13 protein-coding genes are annotated in these 15,926 nt (G+C 60.9%); 4 read left to right on the top strand and 9 right to left on the bottom strand.

Annotated elements, in window-relative coordinates:
* The 7 genes from nuoH to Q8M42_RS00795 all read right to left on the bottom strand — a co-directional run.
* A partial coding sequence (nuoH, locus tag Q8M42_RS00825; RefSeq protein WP_305282925.1) for an NADH-quinone oxidoreductase subunit NuoH occupies positions 1–826 on the bottom strand: 826 nt, incomplete at its 3' end.
* On the bottom strand, positions 823–3,543 hold the full coding sequence (gene nuoG / locus Q8M42_RS00820; protein ID WP_304870760.1) for an NADH-quinone oxidoreductase subunit NuoG: 2,721 nt from the start codon (positions 3,541–3,543) through the stop codon (positions 823–825). The genes nuoG and nuoH, both read right to left, overlap by 4 nt.
* Before the next feature lie 96 nt (positions 3,544–3,639).
* Positions 3,640–4,989 carry an NADH-quinone oxidoreductase subunit NuoF gene (nuoF, locus tag Q8M42_RS00815; RefSeq protein WP_304870762.1) on the bottom strand — a complete coding sequence of 450 codons (1,350 nt, stop codon included), beginning with the start codon at positions 4,987–4,989 and terminating at the stop codon, positions 3,640–3,642.
* Positions 4,986–5,486: an NADH-quinone oxidoreductase subunit NuoE gene (gene nuoE, locus Q8M42_RS00810; protein WP_304870765.1), complete on the bottom strand. Its 501-nt coding sequence runs from the start codon at positions 5,484–5,486 to the stop codon at positions 4,986–4,988. The genes nuoF and nuoE overlap by 4 nt, the downstream gene beginning before the upstream one ends.
* 1 nt (position 5,487) lies before the next feature.
* Positions 5,488–7,269, bottom strand: a complete 1,782-nt coding sequence (gene nuoC, locus Q8M42_RS00805) for an NADH-quinone oxidoreductase subunit C/D (RefSeq protein WP_304870768.1) — start codon at positions 7,267–7,269, stop codon at positions 5,488–5,490.
* A 56-nt stretch (positions 7,270–7,325) separates the two neighbouring features.
* On the bottom strand, positions 7,326–8,003 hold the full coding sequence (locus tag Q8M42_RS00800) for an NADH-quinone oxidoreductase subunit B family protein (RefSeq protein WP_304870770.1): 678 nt from the start codon (positions 8,001–8,003) through the stop codon (positions 7,326–7,328).
* 10 nt (positions 8,004–8,013) lie between these two features.
* On the bottom strand, positions 8,014–8,427 hold the full coding sequence (locus Q8M42_RS00795) for an NADH-quinone oxidoreductase subunit A (RefSeq protein WP_090250607.1): 414 nt from the start codon (positions 8,425–8,427) through the stop codon (positions 8,014–8,016).
* 268 nt (positions 8,428–8,695) lie between these two features.
* On the opposite strand from Q8M42_RS00795, the gene Q8M42_RS00790 reads away from it, so the two are divergent.
* The 3 genes from Q8M42_RS00790 to Q8M42_RS00780 all read left to right on the top strand — a co-directional run bounded on the left by Q8M42_RS00790 (position 8,696) and on the right by Q8M42_RS00780 (position 13,203).
* The gene (locus tag Q8M42_RS00790; protein ID WP_090379691.1) at positions 8,696–9,622 is read left to right on the top strand and encodes a hydrogen peroxide-inducible genes activator; all 927 of its coding nucleotides are present in this window, start codon (positions 8,696–8,698) and stop codon (positions 9,620–9,622) included.
* A gap of 8 nt (positions 9,623–9,630) precedes the next feature.
* Complete coding sequence (recG, locus tag Q8M42_RS00785) at positions 9,631–11,706, top strand: ATP-dependent DNA helicase RecG (protein WP_304870774.1); 2,076 nt, start codon at positions 9,631–9,633, stop codon at positions 11,704–11,706.
* Between the two features lie 90 nt (positions 11,707–11,796).
* Positions 11,797–13,203 (top strand): aminoacyl-tRNA deacylase and HDOD domain-containing protein, encoded by a 1,407-nt coding sequence (locus Q8M42_RS00780; RefSeq protein ID WP_304870776.1) that lies wholly within the window; start codon positions 11,797–11,799, stop codon positions 13,201–13,203.
* Between the two features lie 199 nt (positions 13,204–13,402).
* Here the strand turns inward: Q8M42_RS00780 and Q8M42_RS00775 are convergent, their stop codons facing one another.
* Positions 13,403–14,140 (bottom strand): hypothetical protein, encoded by a 738-nt coding sequence (locus Q8M42_RS00775; RefSeq protein ID WP_304870778.1) that lies wholly within the window; start codon positions 14,138–14,140, stop codon positions 13,403–13,405.
* A 79-nt stretch (positions 14,141–14,219) separates the two neighbouring features.
* A complete protein-coding gene (locus tag Q8M42_RS00770; RefSeq protein ID WP_275960196.1) occupies positions 14,220–14,612 on the bottom strand; it encodes a helicase in 393 nt (130 codons plus the stop codon).
* 373 nt (positions 14,613–14,985) lie between these two features.
* Here Q8M42_RS00770 and Q8M42_RS00765 point away from each other — a divergent pair, with 373 nt between their 5' ends.
* Positions 14,986–15,732 carry a response regulator transcription factor gene (locus Q8M42_RS00765; RefSeq protein ID WP_257776588.1) on the top strand — a complete coding sequence of 249 codons (747 nt, stop codon included), beginning with the start codon at positions 14,986–14,988 and terminating at the stop codon, positions 15,730–15,732.
* The last annotated feature ends 194 nt before the right edge of the window (positions 15,733–15,926 follow it).

The following is a 15,926-nucleotide window of genomic DNA, read 5'->3' as shown; positions in this document are numbered from 1 at the left end:
ACCAGAAAAACGGAATCTGCGGCAGGATGCCAAACGGCCCGTGCCAGCCGCCGAAGAACAGGGTGACCAGCAGCGCCGACACGGTGACGATGGCCACGTATTCGCCGACGAAGAACATGCCCCATTTCATCCCGGCGTATTCGATGTGGTAACCGTCGGCCAGATCCTGCTCGGCTTCCGGCTGGTCGAAGGGTTGGCGGTGTGTCACCGCCACGCCGGCGATAAAGAAGGTACAGAAACCGAAGAACTGCGGAATGATGAACCACAGGTTCTGCGCCTGGTAATCGACGATGTCGCGCATGTTGAACGAGCCAACCTGGGCGACGATGCCCATCAGCGCCAGCGCCAGAAACACCTCGTAGGACACCGTCTGCGCCGAGGCGCGCAGCGCGCCGAGCAGGGCAAACTTGTTGTTACTCGCCCAGCCAGCGAACAGCACGGCATACACCGACAGCCCAGCCATGGCGAAGAAGAACAGGATGCCAATATTCAGGTCCGCCACGCCCCAGTTCGGCGTGATCGGGATAATCGCAAAGGCCATCAACATGGCGGCGAAGGCGATCATCGGCGCGAGGATAAAGATGAACTTGTCGGCGAACGGCGGCGTCCAGTCCTCCTTGAAGAACATCTTGATCATGTCCGCCGCGATCTGAAACATGCCGAACGGCCCGACCCGGTTGGGGCCGTAGCGGTCCTGCCACCAACCCAGCAAACGGCGTTCGACAAAGCTCAGCAGCGCGCCGCACACCACCACCACCAGCAGAATCACGATGGCCTTGAGTACGGCGACCAGCACGTCCAGCACTTCGGGGGTCAGCCAACTCATTGCGCGGCCTCCTCAATGCGAGTGACCACGCTACCAGCGATCAGCGCCGGCATGCCCGCCAAACCCACTGGCAGACCGACCACACCGATGGCCAGCTCTTCGGTGATCTGCAGCGGCAGGTGCAGGGTCTGCCCGGCGACTGTCAGACTCAGCAGCGCGCCATCATTCACGCCCAGACGATCCGCTTCAGCCTTGGCCAGCAGTGCGTAAGGCGCGGGAATGCGCTCTTGCAGCGGCGCGGCGCCGGCCGAGGTTTCCTCACTGCCGAACAGGTGATGCAGCGCCACGGCCTGCAAGGTGCCCGGAGCCGGGTTAAAGGCGGCCGGCGCATTGAACCAGGGCAATACCACGCCCTTGGCTTCCAGCAGACGCACGCCGGGATCACCGGCACGCAGATGGCCGCCGACTTCGTCCTGAAACTTGTTCCAGGCTTGCGGCGAGTTCCAGCCCGGCGACCAGGCGAATGGAATCTGCTGACGGTCTTCCTGGCTGCCGGAATAGCCTTCCATGGAGAAGGCGAAGGCCGAATCCTGATCCTGCGGCTGACGCGGCTCGTGCACGCTGATATTGGCGCGCATGGCGGTGCGACCGCTGTAACGGTGCGGCTCGCGGGCCAGCTTGAGGCCCTTGATGCGGAAGGTGGCATTCGGCGCCGCTTCGCCAATGCGCGCCAGCGAACTGTTGCTGGCAGCAACGGCAGCGGTCACCGCATCCAGCTGAGTCCAGTCGAGCGGCTTGCCTTGCAGGGTGCTGTGCAGGGCATGCAGCCAGCGCCAGCCTTCGCGAATCAAAATATTAGCGTCGTAGTAGCTCGGCTCGAACACCTGGAAGAAGCGCTGGGCGCGGCCTTCGAAACTGACCAGGGTGCCATCGCCTTCGGCGAAGCTGGCCACCGGCAGCAGCAGATGGGCTTTTTCGCTGGTAGCAGTGTGCTGATGGTCAGCGACAATCACCAACTTGGCCGCTGCCAGTGCGGCATCGACCTGGGCTGCATCGGCGCGACGATAGAGGTCGTTTTCCAACACGATCACGGCATCGGCCTGAGCGGACGTCAGGGCTTGCAGCGCCGCATCGACAGACTCGCCACCCAGCAGGGCCAGGCCCATGCTGTTGGCTTCCGGCACCACCAGGCTGATGGAAGCGTTTTTTTCACGATTCTTCAGCGCGCTGGCGATATTCGCCGCCGCTTCGATCAGGCTCCTCTCGCCCAGGGAGGCGCCGGCAACGATCAGCGGACGCTTGGCTTCTAGCAGCGCTTCGGCAATCAACTGCACCAGCTCGCCAACATCCGCATCCAGGCCGTTAACCGCCGGTGCGCTCGGATCGATGGCGTGGGCCACGGCGAAACCGATACGCGCCAAGTCGGCCGGTGCAGCATGCACGCAGGCTTCGGCAATATCATCCAGACGCGTGGCGGTGACGCTGGCGATAAACAGCGGATGCAGCGCGTCCTGAGCGACGTTCTGCACGGCGGCCATGTGCCAGTCCTGAATCTTCATCGACGCGGCGATTTCAGTGGCCTTGCCCTTGACCGCCTGACGCAGGGCCAGGGCCATGCGTGCGGCGGTCTGGGTCAGGTCTTCGCCGAGGATAAACACCGCGTCGTGCAGCTCGACTTCACGCAGGGTCGGCACCGGCAGCGGGCCGTTCTGCAGGATGTCGCGGATCAGGCGGATATTTTCCAGCTCGCCCGCGGCGATACCGGAGTAGTAGTTGGCCTCGCCGACCAGCTCGCGCAGGGCGAAGTTGCTTTCCAGGCTGGCGCGCGGCGAACCGATGCCGATTACGCGCTTGCCCTTGAGCAGCTCGGCGGCCTTGTCCAGCGCGGCGTCGATGCCGAGCTTTGCGCCACCGTCTTTATTCACCAGCAGCGGCTGACGCGGACGATCAGTACGGTTGACGTAGCCGTAGCCAAAACGGCCACGGTCGCAAAGGAAGTACTGGTTCACATCACCGTTGAAGCGGTTCTCGATGCGCCGCAGCTCGCCATAACGCTCGCCAGGGCTGGTGTTGCAGCCGCTGGCGCAGCCGTGGCAGATACTCGGGGCAAACTGCATGTCCCACTTGCGGTTGTAGCGCTCGGAGTGGGTTTTGTCGGTGAACACACCGGTCGGGCAGACCTCGACCAGGTTGCCGGAAAACTCGCTTTCCAGCACACCGTCTTCGACCCGGCCGAAGTACACGTTGTCGTGCGCGCCATACACACCGAGGTCAGTTCCGCCGGCGTAGTCCTTGTAATAACGCACGCAGCGGTAGCAGGCGATGCAGCGGTTCATTTCATGCCCAATAAACGGGCCAAGCTGCTGGTTCTGGTGGGTGCGTTTGCTGAAGCGATAACGGCGCTGGTTGTGGCCAGTCATCACCGTCATGTCTTGCAGGTGGCAATGGCCGCCCTCCTCGCACACCGGGCAGTCGTGCGGGTGGTTGGTCATCAACCATTCAACAACGCTGGCGCGAAACGCCTTGGATTCTTCATCATCGATGCTGATCCAGGTGTTGTCGGTGGCCGGCGTCATGCACGACATGACGATGCGCCCGCGCGTATCGTTTTCATCGGTGTACTGCTTGACCGCGCACTGGCGGCAGGCGCCGACGCTACCGAGCGCCGGGTGCCAGCAGAAGTAAGGGATATCGAGACCGAGGGACAGGCAGGCCTGCAGCAGGTTGTCCGCCCCATCGACTTCGAAATCTTTGCCGTCTACGTGGATAGTGGCCATGGTTCAGGTTTCTTCTTTGCCCACCGAAGCGGGCTTGGCTAATGGAATCACGTTGTGCTGCGGGGCCAGGTCAGTGGCCGCCAGAGCGCCATTGTTTTACGCGGGGACGAATTGCCCCGTCGTCGCCGGAGCCGCTGAGCTGGCCACGCCAGCCTCGAACTCCGAACGGAAATACTTGATCGCACTGCCCAGCGGCTCAACCGCACCCGGTGCGTGGGCGCAGAAGGTTTTGCCGGGGCCAAGGAAATTGACCAGACCGAGCAGCGTGTCGATGTCCTGCTGCGTGCCTTGCTTGCGCTCCAGGGCGCGGAGAATCTTCACGCTCCACGGCAGGCCATCGCGGCACGGCGTACACCAGCCGCAGGACTCGCGGGCGAAGAACTCTTCCATATTGCGCAACAGCGAGACCATGCTGATGCTGTCGTCCACCGCCAGTGCCAGGCCGGTGCCCATGCGCGTGCCGACCTTGCCGATACCGCTGGCATACATCAGCGCATCCAGGTGCTCGGGTAGCAGAAAGCCGGTGCCGGCACCGCCGGGTTGCCAGCACTTGAGGGTATAGCCATCGCGCATGCCGCCGGCGTAATCCTCGAATAGCTCGCGGGCGCTGATGCCGAAGGGCAGCTCCCACAAGCCGGGGTTCTTCACCTTGCCGGAGAAGCCCATCAGCTTGGTGCCGTGGTCTTCGCTGTCCGGGCGGGCCAAGCTCTTGTACCAGTCCACGCCATTACCGACGATGGCCGGCACGTTGCACAAGGTCTCGACGTTGTTCACGCAGGTCGGCTTGCCCCACACGCCGACGGCGGCCGGGAACGGCGGCTTGGCACGCGGGTTGGCGCGGCGGCCTTCGAGGGAGTTGATCAGCGCGGTTTCTTCACCACAGATATAGCGCCCGGCACCGGTGTGGACGAACAGCTCGAAATCGAAACCGCTGCCGAGGATGTTCGTGCCCAGCAAGCCGGCAGCCTTGGCTTCTTCAATGGCGCGATTCAGATTCGCCGCCGCATCGACGTACTCACCGCGCAGGAAGATGTAGCCGCGATAGGCCTTGAGTGCACGCGCAGAAATCAGCATGCCTTCCACCAACAGGTGCGGCAGCTGCTCCATCAGCATGCGGTCTTTCCAGGTGTTGGGCTCCATTTCATCCGCGTTGCACAGCAGGTAGCGGATGTTCATGGATTCGTCGGCGGGCATCAGCCCCCACTTCACCCCGGTGGGGAAGCCGGCACCGCCACGGCCTTTGAGGCCGGAGTCTTTCACCGTCTGCACGATATCGGCCTGGGCCATTTCGGCGAGCGCCTTACGCGCGGCGGCGTAGCCGTTCTTCGCCTGATATTCCTCCAGCCACACCGGCTGGGCGTCGTCACGCAAGCGCCAAGTCAGCGGGTGAGTTTCTTCACTGCGGGCGATGGTGTTAGCCGGCCCCATGGACGTCAGCGTAGTCATGCGTAGGCCTCCAGCAGTTTGGCGACGCCGTCGGCATGCAGATTGCCAAAGGTGTCATCGTCAATCATCACCGCCGGCGCCTTGTCGCAGTTGCCCAGGCAGCAGACCGGCAGCAGGGTAAAGCGGCCGTCGGCACTGGTTTGGCCGAGGCCAATACCCAGTTGTTGCTGGATGCTCTCGACAATCGACTCATGGCCGCCGATATAACAGGTCATGCTGTCGCACACGCGGATAATGTGCCGCCCCACCGGCTGGCGGAAGATCTGACTATAGAAGGTGGCCACACCTTCGACGTCGCTGGCCGGAATACCGAGGATTTCGCCAATAGCATCGGCGGCGCCATCCGGCACCCAACCACGGGCCTTCTGCACGATCTTCAGCGCTTCGATCGACGCCGCGCGCGGGTCTTCGTAGTGGTGCATCTCGTGCTCGATGGCCGCACGCTCGGTTTCGCTCAGAGCAAAACGGTCGGTTTGAATCAGGGTTGTCTGGCTCATGTCAGCGGTCCACGTCGGCCATAACGAAGTCAATACTGCCCAGGTACGCAATCAGGTCAGCCACCATGCTGCCGCGAATCACCGAAGGGATCTGCTGCAAGTGCGGGAAGCTTGGCGTACGAATGCGCGTGCGGTAGCTCATGGTGCTGCCGTCGCTGGTCAGGTAATAACTGTTGATGCCCTTGGTCGCCTCGATCATCTGGAAGCTTTCGTTGGCCGGCATCACCGGGCCCCAGGAAACCTGCAGAAAGTGGGTGATCAGGGTTTCAATGTGCTGCAGCGTGCGCTCTTTGGGCGGCGGCGTGGTCAGCGGGTGATCGGCCTTGTACGGCCCTTCCGGCATGTTGCGCAGGCACTGGTCGATGATCTTGATGCTTTGACGCATCTCCTCGACACGCACCATGCAACGGTCATAGGCATCGCCATTGACGGCCAGCGGCACTTCGAATTCGAAGTTCTCGTAGCCGGAATACGGCCGCGCTTTGCGCAGGTCGAAATCACAGCCGGTGGCGCGCAAACCGGCACCCGTGGTGCCCCACTCCAGCGCTTCCTTGGTGTTGTACTGCGCCACACCGATGGTCCGCGCCTTGAGAATGCTGTTCTTCAGCGCAGCTTTCTCATATTCGTCGAGGCGCTTGGGCAGCCAGTCGACGAACTCCTTGACCAGACGATCCCACCCGCGCGGCAGGTCGTGAGCAACGCCGCCGATGCGATACCACGCCGGGTGCAGGCGGAAACCGGTGATGGCTTCGATCACCTTGTAGGCCCGCTGGCGGTCGGTGAAGGTGAAGAACACCGGCGTCATCGCACCGACGTCTTGAATATAAGTCCCGAGGAACAGCAGGTGGCTGGTGATGCGGAAGAACTCGGCCAGCATGATACGAATCACGTCGACCCGCTGCGGCACGGTGATGCCCGCGAGCTTTTCCACGGCCAGCACGTACGGCAGGTTGTTCATCACCCCACCGAGGTAGTCGATGCGGTCGGTGTAGGGAATAAAGCTGTGCCAGCTCTGCCGTTCGGCCATCTTCTCGGCACCACGGTGGTGGTAGCCGATCTCCGGTACGCAGTCGACGATCTCTTCACCATCGAGCTGCAAAATGATGCGGAACGCACCATGGGCCGACGGGTGATTCGGGCCAAGGTTGAGGAACATGTAGTCCTCGTGCTCACCGCCGCGTTTCATGCCCCAGTCTTCCGGTTTGAAGCGCGCGGCTTCTTCTTCCAGTTGCTGCTTGGCCAGGGTCAGGCTGAACGGATCGAACTCCGTGGCGCGCGCAGGATAATCCTTGCGCAGCGGGTGACCTTCCCAGGTCGGCGGCATCATGATCCGGGTCAGGTGCGGGTGACCGTTGAAGTGAATGCCATAGAGGTCCCAGACTTCACGCTCATACCAGTTGGCGTTGGGCCAGATGCTGGTAACGCTGGGCATATTCAGGTCACGCTCATTGAGCGCCACCTTGAGCATGATGTCGCTGTTCCGCTCCAACGACATCAGGTGATAGAACACGGTGAAATCCGCACCCGGCAGACCGCGACGCTGGGTGCGCAGGCGCTCGTCGACGCCATGCAGGTCATACAGCATCACATAGGGACGCGGCAGGTTGCGCAGGAAGGTCAGGATCTCGACCAGCCGCTCGCGAGCCACCCACAGCACCGGCATACCATTACGGGTGCTCTGTGCGGTAAAGGCTTCGGCGCCAAAACGGGAGTTCAGTTCGACGACCACGTCTTGGTCATCAGGCTTGTACGGCGGTATGGACAGAATGCTCTCTGCAGTCATGGTCTCGGTCGCTATCAGTCAACGGCGTCAGTAGGCGGGCTCAATCGAGCCCAGGCTCACACTTCGTCGGGGCTACGCAGATTGGTCACGGCGATCCGTTCAGCGCGCCGCTGCTCTTTCTGCGAAGGCATGTCGGCCCGGTAAACACCTTGATCGCCAACCACCCAGGACAACGGCCGGCGCTCCTGACCGATGGATTCCTGCAGCAGCATCAAGCCTTGCAGAAAGGCCTCGGGACGGGGCGGGCAACCGGGAATATAGACGTCGACCGGCAGGAACTTGTCGACCCCCTGGACCACGGAGTAGATGTCGTACATGCCGCCGGAGTTGGCGCAGGAGCCCATCGAGATCACCCACTTGGGTTCCAGCATCTGCTCGTACAGGCGCTGGATGACCGGAGCCATCTTGATAAAGCAGGTACCGGCGATGACCATGAAGTCCGCCTGGCGTGGGGAGGCTCGAATCACTTCCGCACCAAACCGCGCTACGTCATGCGGCGCGGTAAAGGCGGTGGTCATTTCCACATAGCAGCAGGACAGCCCGAAGTTATAGGGCCACAGGGAGTTCTTGCGCCCCCAGTTCACTGCGCCATTCAGAACATCCGAGAGCTTGCCCATGTAGATGTTCTTGTGGACTTGATCATCTAGCAGCGGGTCGGAAACAGTCTCCCGCTCGCCGACCGGATAGCGCTCATTAGGCGCATCCGGATCGATCCGAGTAAGTTTGTAGTGCATTGCCAAAGCCTCATTGTTTTAGCTTCGCCTGTCGCTCACGACGACCCTGAGGAGCCCAATCGAGCGCCCCGATCCGCCAAAGGTAGACAAGACCTGCCAACAGAATTGCTATAAAGACTGTAGCTTCGATCAGCCCAGCCCAGCCGCTTTCGCGCACCGAAACTGCCCAAGCGAAGAGAAAGAGGGCTTCAACGTCGAAGATCACGAAGAGCATCGCGACCAGATAGAATTTGGCTGACAGGCGCAGACGCGCGCTGCCGACGGGCAACATGCCGGATTCAAAGGGCTCATTCTTGCTGCGACCCCAGGCCTTGCTACCCAGCAGGCTGGACAGGCCAAGCATAAAGCCGATAAGCCCGAAAACTCCGAGCAGAAACACAGCAAAAGCCCAGTTATGGGACATGGTCGTTACCGCATCAGGCATGCCGGTACTCCTTGGGTAAAAGGAACGGCTTGTATAATTTTATTGTGGCGAGTGCGAACCCCAAGCAGGGTCGCCCGCAAAGTATGGCCGCAATTCTATTCGCACAACGTTTTAGTAACTAATTATTTTCTGTTCACAAAGCGACATAAATGCGTAGCCAATCGCCAAAACCCGTCCAACACATCAAGCACGGGCGCTGAAGCGCATCAGCAGTTGGTTCCATTGAATACAGCCGCTATGCTTGGCTGCATCTCAATGGATAAAGACTATGACCCTCACCGAACTGCGCTACATAGTCACCCTCGCTCAGGAACAGCACTTCGGCCGCGCCGCCGAGCGTTGTCACGTCAGCCAGCCGACGCTGTCGGTGGGGGTGAAGAAACTCGAAGATGAGCTGGGTGTGCTGATCTTCGAGCGCAGTAAAAGCGCAGTGCGCCTGACTCCGGTCGGTGAAGGCATCGTTACGCAGGCGCAGAAGGTGCTAGAGCAGGCTCAGGGCATCCGCGAGCTGGCCCAAGCCGGCAAGAACCAGATGGCCGCGCCGTTGAAAATCGGCGCAATCTACACCGTCGGCCCTTATCTGTTCCCCCACCTGATTCCGCAACTGCACCGCGTCGCGCCGCAGATGCCGCTGTATATCGAAGAAAATTTCACCCACGTGCTGCGCGACAAGCTGCGCAATGGCGAGCTAGACGCAATCATCATCGCCCTGCCGTTTCATGAAGCCGATGTGCTGACCAAGCCGCTGTACGACGAGCCGTTTTATGCCCTGCTGCCAGCCGGCCACCCCTGGGCCGCGATGAAAACCATCGACAGCAAGCTGCTGAATGACAAAAGCCTGCTGCTGCTCGGCGAAGGCCACTGCTTCCGCGATCAGGTGCTGGAAGCCTGCCCGACCCTGCGCAAGGGCGGCGAAGACAGCGCCAAGCACACCACGGTGGAATCCAGCTCGTTAGAAACCATCCGTCATATGGTCGCCTCGGGCCTTGGCGTGTCGATCCTGCCGTTCTCTGCGGTCGACAGCCACCACTACGCCCCCGGCGTGATCGAAGTACGCCCGCTCAGCCCGCCCACGCCGTTCCGCACCGTGGCCATCGCCTGGCGTGCCAGCTTCCCACGGCCGAATGCCATCGAAGTGCTGACCGACTCGATTCGCCTGTGCTCGGTGGCCAAGCCACTGCCCAAGAGCAGCTAAGACAGGCCATGACCGAGCTGGCCGCGGTTTCTGTCACCGCGCTGAAAGGCGTGGGTGCGGCCCTGGCCGAAAAACTCGCCAAGGTCGGCCTGGAAACCCTGCAGGATGTGCTGTTCCACCTGCCGCTGCGCTATCAGGACCGCACCCGCATCGTGCCGATTGGTGCGCTGCGCCCCGGTCAGGACGCAGTGGTGGAAGGCATAGTCGCCGGCGCCGATGTGGTCATGGGGCGCCGACGCAGCCTGCTGGTACGCCTGCAGGACGGCAGCGGCACCCTCTCCTTGCGCTTCTACCATTTCAGCCAGGCGCAAAAAGAAGGTCTCAAACGCGGCACGCAGGTGCGTTGCTACGGTGAAGTGCGCCCTGGTTCATCGGGTCTGGAAATCTATCACCCGGAATACCGCGCGCTGTCCGGCAGCGAGCCGATTGCCGTGGAACAGACCCTGACGCCGATCTACCCGACCACCGAAGGCCTGACCCAGCAACGCCTGCGCCAGCTCAGCGAACAGGCCCTTGCGCGCCTCGGCCCGCATAGTCTGCCGGATTGGTTGCCGCGTGAACTGGCCGACGACTACCAGCTCAGCCCGCTCGATCAAGCCATTCGCTATCTGCATCGACCGCCCCCGGATGCCGATCTGGAAGAACTCGCCGAAGGCCGTCACTGGGCCCAGCATCGCCTGGCCTTCGAGGAGTTGCTCACCCATCAACTGTCGCTGCAGCGCCTGCGCGAAAGCGTGCGCGCGCAGCAGGCACCGGCGCTGCCGCTGGCGAAAAAGCTGCCGCGGCAGTACCTGGCTAACCTGGGATTTACCCCCACCGGCGCGCAGCAGCGGGTCGGTGCGGAAATCGCCTACGACCTCAGCCAGAGCGAGCCGATGTTGCGCCTGGTGCAGGGCGATGTCGGCGCCGGCAAGACCGTGGTCGCCGCCTTTGCCGCCCTGCAAGCGCTGGAAGCCGGCTACCAGGTGGCGCTGATGGCCCCCACCGAAATTCTTGCCGAGCAGCATTTCATCAACTTCAGCAAATGGCTGGCGCCGCTGGGTATCGAAGTCGCGTGGCTGGCCGGCAAGCTCAAGGGCAAAGCCCGCGCCAGTGCCCTGGAGCAGATCGCTGCGGGCGCGCCCATGGTGGTCGGCACCCACGCGCTGTTTCAGGATGAAGTGCGCTTTGCCAAGCTGGCCCTGGTGATCATCGATGAACAGCACCGTTTCGGTGTGCAGCAGCGCCTGGCCCTGAGGCAGAAAGGCATCGGCGGACGCATGTGCCCGCACCAACTGATCATGACTGCCACGCCGATCCCACGGACCCTGGCGATGAGCGCCTACGCCGACCTCGACACCTCGATCCTCGACGAGCTGCCGCCCGGCCGCACCCCAGTGAACACCCTGGTGATCGCCGATGGCCGCCGCCTGGAAGTGGTCGAGCGCGTGCGCCTGGCCTGCAACGAAGGGCGTCAGGCCTATTGGGTCTGCACCCTGATCGAGGAATCCGAAGAGCTGACCTGCCAGGCTGCGGAAACCACCTTCGAGGATTTATCGGCAGCGCTCGGCGGGCTAAATGTCGGATTGATTCACGGGCGCATGAAACCGGCGGAAAAAGCTGCGGTGATGGACCAGTTCAAACAGGGCCAGCTGCAACTGCTGGTGGCCACCACGGTGATCGAAGTCGGCGTCGACGTACCCAATGCCAGCCTGATGATTATCGAAAACCCCGAACGCCTGGGCCTGGCCCAGCTGCACCAGCTGCGCGGCCGGGTCGGCCGTGGCAGCGCCGCCAGCCATTGCCTGCTGCTCTATCACCCGCCGTTGTCGCAGCTGGGCCGCGAGCGCCTGGCAATCATGCGCGAGACCTGCGATGGTTTTGTGATTGCTGAAAAAGACCTGGAACTGCGCGGCCCCGGCGAGATGCTTGGCACCCGCCAGACTGGCCTGCTGCAATTCAAGGTCGCCGACCTGATGCGCGATGCCGACCTGCTGCCCGCCGTACGCGACGCCGCACAGGCCCTACTGGAACATTGGCCGCAGCACGTCAGCCCGCTACTTGAACGCTGGTTGCGGCATGGCCAACAATACGGGCAAGTGTGAACCAGCGCACAGTGCACCCGTCGCCTGCGCCGCCGATTTACCAGCCCGCTGTTTATACTCGTGAAATTGCTGCCTCAGCCGGATACCGCCATGACTGAACTTGCCCTAGCTACTGACACCGCTCCGCGCCCGCCAGCGGTGATTCTGCAACTGCTGGAAAAGCTCGGACTGCCCTACCAAGTCTGCCGCGACCTGCCCGGTCTGCCGGCCGCTCAGCGTTTGCAGGCGGTATTACTGGATGACGCCGTGGGCGCGCTGTTGGTGCTCTATCCGCAGAGCCAGCTGCTCGACCTCAATCGCCTGACCGAACTGACTGGCCGCCAGCTGACGGCAGTCAAACCGGAGCGCCTGGAGCGCATGCTCGGCAAACACAACCTGAAAGTGCTGCCCGGCCTGCCGCCACTGACCAGCTCGCCCTGCCTGTATGACGAACGCCTGTTGCAAGTGCCGAGCCTGTATATCGAGTCTGGCCAACGCGGCGTGCTGCTGGAGCTGAGCACCGACGCCTTCAAGACCTTGTTGAGCAAGGCCAGCGCCGCACGTTTCGGCGAGCCGTTGAGCAATATCCGCCTGAACCTCGATCGCCCGGACGACGACCGCGCCGAAATCACCCTGGCGGTACAGGCCTTTACCGCGCGGCGCATTCAGCAACGCCTGGAAGAAACCATCGAGATTCCGCCGCTGCCGGAAACCGCGCAGAAGATCATCAAACTGCGCGTCGACCCGGACGCCACAGTGGATGACATCACCGGCGTGGTCGAAACCGACCCGGCGCTGGCCGCCCAGGTGGTCAGCTGGGCGGCCTCGCCCTACTACGCTGCGCCGGGCAAGATCCGCTCGGTGGAAGACGCCATCGTTCGCGTGCTCGGCTTTGATCTGGTGATCAATCTGGCCCTTGGCCTGGCCCTGGGCAAAACCCTGAGCCTGCCCAAGGATCATCCGCAACAGGCCACGCCTTACTGGCAACAGGCGATCTACAGCGCTGCGGTGATCGAAGGTCTGACCCGCGCCATCCCGCGCGCGCAGCGCCCGGAAGCCGGCCTGACCTACCTCGCCGGCCTGCTGCACAACTTTGGTTATCTGGTGCTGGCGCATGTGTTTCCGCCGCATTTCTCGCTGATCTGCCGCCACCTGGAGGTCAACCCGCACCTGTCGCACAGCTATATCGAGCAACATTTGCTCGGCATCAGCCGCGAACAGATCGGTGCCTGGCTGATGCGCTACTGGGATATGCCGGAAGAACTGGCCAGCGCCCTGCGCTTCCAGCACGACCCTGAGTACACCGGCCCACACGCCACCTACCCGAACCTGGTGTGCCTGTCGGTCAGCCTGCTGCGCAATCGCGGCATCGGTGCCGGCCCGCAGAGCGAGATTCCGCAAAGCCTGTTCGACAACCTCGGCATCAGCCGGGACAAGGCCGAAGAAGCCGTAAGCAAGGTGCTGGCCGCCGAAGTCGCGCTGCGCGAACTGGCGGCGCAATTCCACCCCGCGCACTAGCAGGCCGTTTAAAAACGTTGGCGAGGCAGCCAGCGCAAGGCAAAAACAGGCGAGAAAGCGGAGTTTACGAGTTGTAAATGAGCATTTTGAGCCTGTTTTTAACGCCGCGATGGCAACGCAGGTAGTTTTTCAACAGCCTGCTAAAGCTGCAGAAAACACAAAGGGGCCTACGGGCCCCTTTTTCGTTGCAGACGACTAACTACTTCTTCAGCTGCGCGCGCCGTGCAGCGAACAGCTCCGGCAGCACCTGCACGCTGCCATCGAGCAACTGGGCCACGGCTGGCTGCTCATACAAGGCGGCATATTCGGCCAGTTTTTCACTGGGCATCTGCCGGTAGGCGTAGAGCATAAAAGACTCCACCGCCTCGGAACTGGAGGCCCGCAGCGCGTCTTCCTGCGCCTTGGTCTGAGTGCTCAGGGCTTTCTCGTCGATGCTTTCGCCACGGCCCTGCAAGGCCAGAAACGCCTGGGTCTTGCCGACTTCATAGCGCAACAAGGTGGCTAGCGTAGTGGTGTGTGCGGCGGCATCCAGGCGCCGCACCAGAGCCAGTCGATCCTCACGCGGCGGGCGCGCGCCCAGTTGTTTACGGTAGGCCGCCAAACCTTCTGCGCCGCCCTCACCGACCGAACGCTCGGCGGCAGTAAAGCTCTGCGCCAGGGGGCTTTCCAGCAGGCGCCTGGCCTGTTGCAGCTGGGCTTGATCGAGCTTGCCGGTCAGCTTCTTGGCCAAGTCCAGGCACAGGCCATCGGCGGCAAACACCTTGGCCAACTGCGCTTGCTGTTTATCGCTCAGGCCGCGCTGCACCAGCGGCGCGCTCTGTTCGCAGAGTAAACGGATGCCTGCCAGCTCGAATAACGGCGCAAAGGCTTCGGCTTTGGGGGGCGCGGCATGGGCAAGGGCAGTGGCAAACAGCAGGGCAATCAGCAGCAGACGCATGGGCACACTCTCACTAGGGCTATGCCCAGCCTAGCGAAAGCAGCGCGCGCCGGCCAGCCCTGGCGCGCGGCGGTGAGGCTCAGGCGGCCTTTTTGGCGGCGTCTTTCTTTTTCGGCATCAGGTATTTGGTCAGACCCTGGAACCAAATCACCAGCGCCGGGTTGCCCTGGATCTGGATGTCCTTGTTCTGGATGCCCTGCATAAACGCCAGCTGCTTGTTCTTTGCGCTCATGGTGGCGAAACCGTAGGCGGCATCCTTGAAGCCAAGGGCGAAGGCAGGCTCAGTAGCCGGGCCGCGCTTGCTGGTGATGCGCTGGTCTTTGACGATGAAGTGACGGGCAACTTTGCCGTCCAGGGTGTGCAGCTGAAAGACCATATCGCGGTCGACCAGTTGTTGCTGGAATGCCGGGTTTTCACGGCTGGCCTTGGCCATCAGGCGGCCCAGCATCCACAGAAGAAAACGGAATTTCATGCGCGAGGCCTCGCAAAGGGTAGGGAAAAGGCGGCGCATTGTAGCGGTTTGCGGCGGGGACTACATCCGGCTGAAAGAAGGGCGTGAACACGCCAGCCGGGGCGGTGCAGCCCGGAGCCCAAGGGCCCGGGCCTGAGGACTCAGTTGACCGCGTCTTTCAATAACCCGTAGGAAACCGTTTCAAAATTCACGTTTTGCAATTTATTTCTTTATAATCATGTACTTGCAATGTATAAATCTATGATATTACACCAATCGTTTCAATTCAACCCCTCAGCCCCCTAGATTCGTTGCGGAGGGATCAGGATCACCGTGATTTTGAAACAGCGACCGCTCGGTGACTCCCCCAACACGATCTATGAGCTGCCAGAAAATGATACGTTTTGATAAATCGGTGCCACCCAAGCTGCTTGTAATACACGAACATCCCGTCCTCCGCGCCCAGGCTCGCAAGCATCTGGAGTCATCCGGATACACGGTGGTTGAAGCAGGTAGCTGTAAAGAGGCTATCGCAATCATGCATACCTGCACCTTCGCAGGAATAATTGTCGATAACGAGATGGCTGATTATGAGGCTGCATCTCCACTTTCCGCTCGGAGTACTACTGGAAACTCTAATATCCCGTGCATAATACTTGCAACAAATCGGGTCATTCGAAAGCCGGAAAAAGATTTCAACACAGCCTTAGATGATTATTTGTATAAACCTTTCAGACCTAGTGCCCTAGCCAAGCATGTACATGAAGTAATAAAGACCGCTGTTGGGAGCGCGCATTTAAGGCTTGTATGTCCAGCAGTCTACGCTTTGACAGGGACAACAGGAATTAACCTCACAAAATTCAACCTTCCTTCTAAACAGATGATTTTGCTTCATACTCTTGTCAGCAACTCACCTCGCGCTGTGAGCAAAGCATGTTTCGTAGATGTTCTATATTCACACAAGAGCCCGCCAATAAATCCTTATAATGCAGTAGAGTCCTTAGTTTTTCATTTACGCAAAAGACTACGCGCCGAAGAATCAAATGTGAGTATAAAATCTGTTCGAGGCGTTGGGTATAGAGCTTCTATTAACCATAGACAGAACCCTATAATAACAAATGTTGATTTTCTGGAGCTCTAGAAACCCAGCCTCTACGAAATATCGGGATTGAAAGCCGCGTCTTTAGCGAATTTATTTTCTCAAATTAACCGTTTAAAATATCCTAGTACGCCTATCACCGACTATGGGTGTCGGACTTGGTGCTTCAAGGTATTTCTTCGACTTTAACGATGATTTGTTCGTTACTTAATACGCTGAGGACAGGAAGTGCTTAG

The organism is Pseudomonas sp. (genome assembly GCF_030684895.1).
GTDB lineage: Bacteria > Pseudomonadota > Gammaproteobacteria > Pseudomonadales > Pseudomonadaceae > Aquipseudomonas.
This window is presented reverse-complemented; position numbering and strand designations above follow the sequence as displayed.

Coding starts and splice junctions, on each gene's coding strand:
- nuoG (WP_304870760.1), bottom strand. CDS start 3,543: ATGGCCACTATCCACGTAGACGGCAAAGATTTCGAAGTCGATGGGGCG.
- nuoF (WP_304870762.1), bottom strand. CDS start 4,989: ATGACTACGCTGACGTCCATGGGGCCGGCTAACACCATCGCCCGCAGT.
- nuoE (WP_304870765.1), bottom strand. CDS start 5,486: ATGAGCCAGACAACCCTGATTCAAACCGACCGTTTTGCTCTGAGCGAA.
- nuoC (WP_304870768.1), bottom strand. CDS start 7,269: ATGACTGCAGAGAGCATTCTGTCCATACCGCCGTACAAGCCTGATGAC.
- Q8M42_RS00800 (WP_304870770.1), bottom strand. CDS start 8,003: ATGCACTACAAACTTACTCGGATCGATCCGGATGCGCCTAATGAGCGC.
- Q8M42_RS00795 (WP_090250607.1), bottom strand. CDS start 8,427: ATGCCTGATGCGGTAACGACCATGTCCCATAACTGGGCTTTTGCTGTG.
- Q8M42_RS00790 (WP_090379691.1), top strand. CDS start 8,696: ATGACCCTCACCGAACTGCGCTACATAGTCACCCTCGCTCAGGAACAG.
- recG (WP_304870774.1), top strand. CDS start 9,631: ATGACCGAGCTGGCCGCGGTTTCTGTCACCGCGCTGAAAGGCGTGGGT.
- Q8M42_RS00780 (WP_304870776.1), top strand. CDS start 11,797: ATGACTGAACTTGCCCTAGCTACTGACACCGCTCCGCGCCCGCCAGCG.
- Q8M42_RS00775 (WP_304870778.1), bottom strand. CDS start 14,140: ATGCGTCTGCTGCTGATTGCCCTGCTGTTTGCCACTGCCCTTGCCCAT.
- Q8M42_RS00770 (WP_275960196.1), bottom strand. CDS start 14,612: ATGAAATTCCGTTTTCTTCTGTGGATGCTGGGCCGCCTGATGGCCAAG.
- Q8M42_RS00765 (WP_257776588.1), top strand. CDS start 14,986: ATGATACGTTTTGATAAATCGGTGCCACCCAAGCTGCTTGTAATACAC.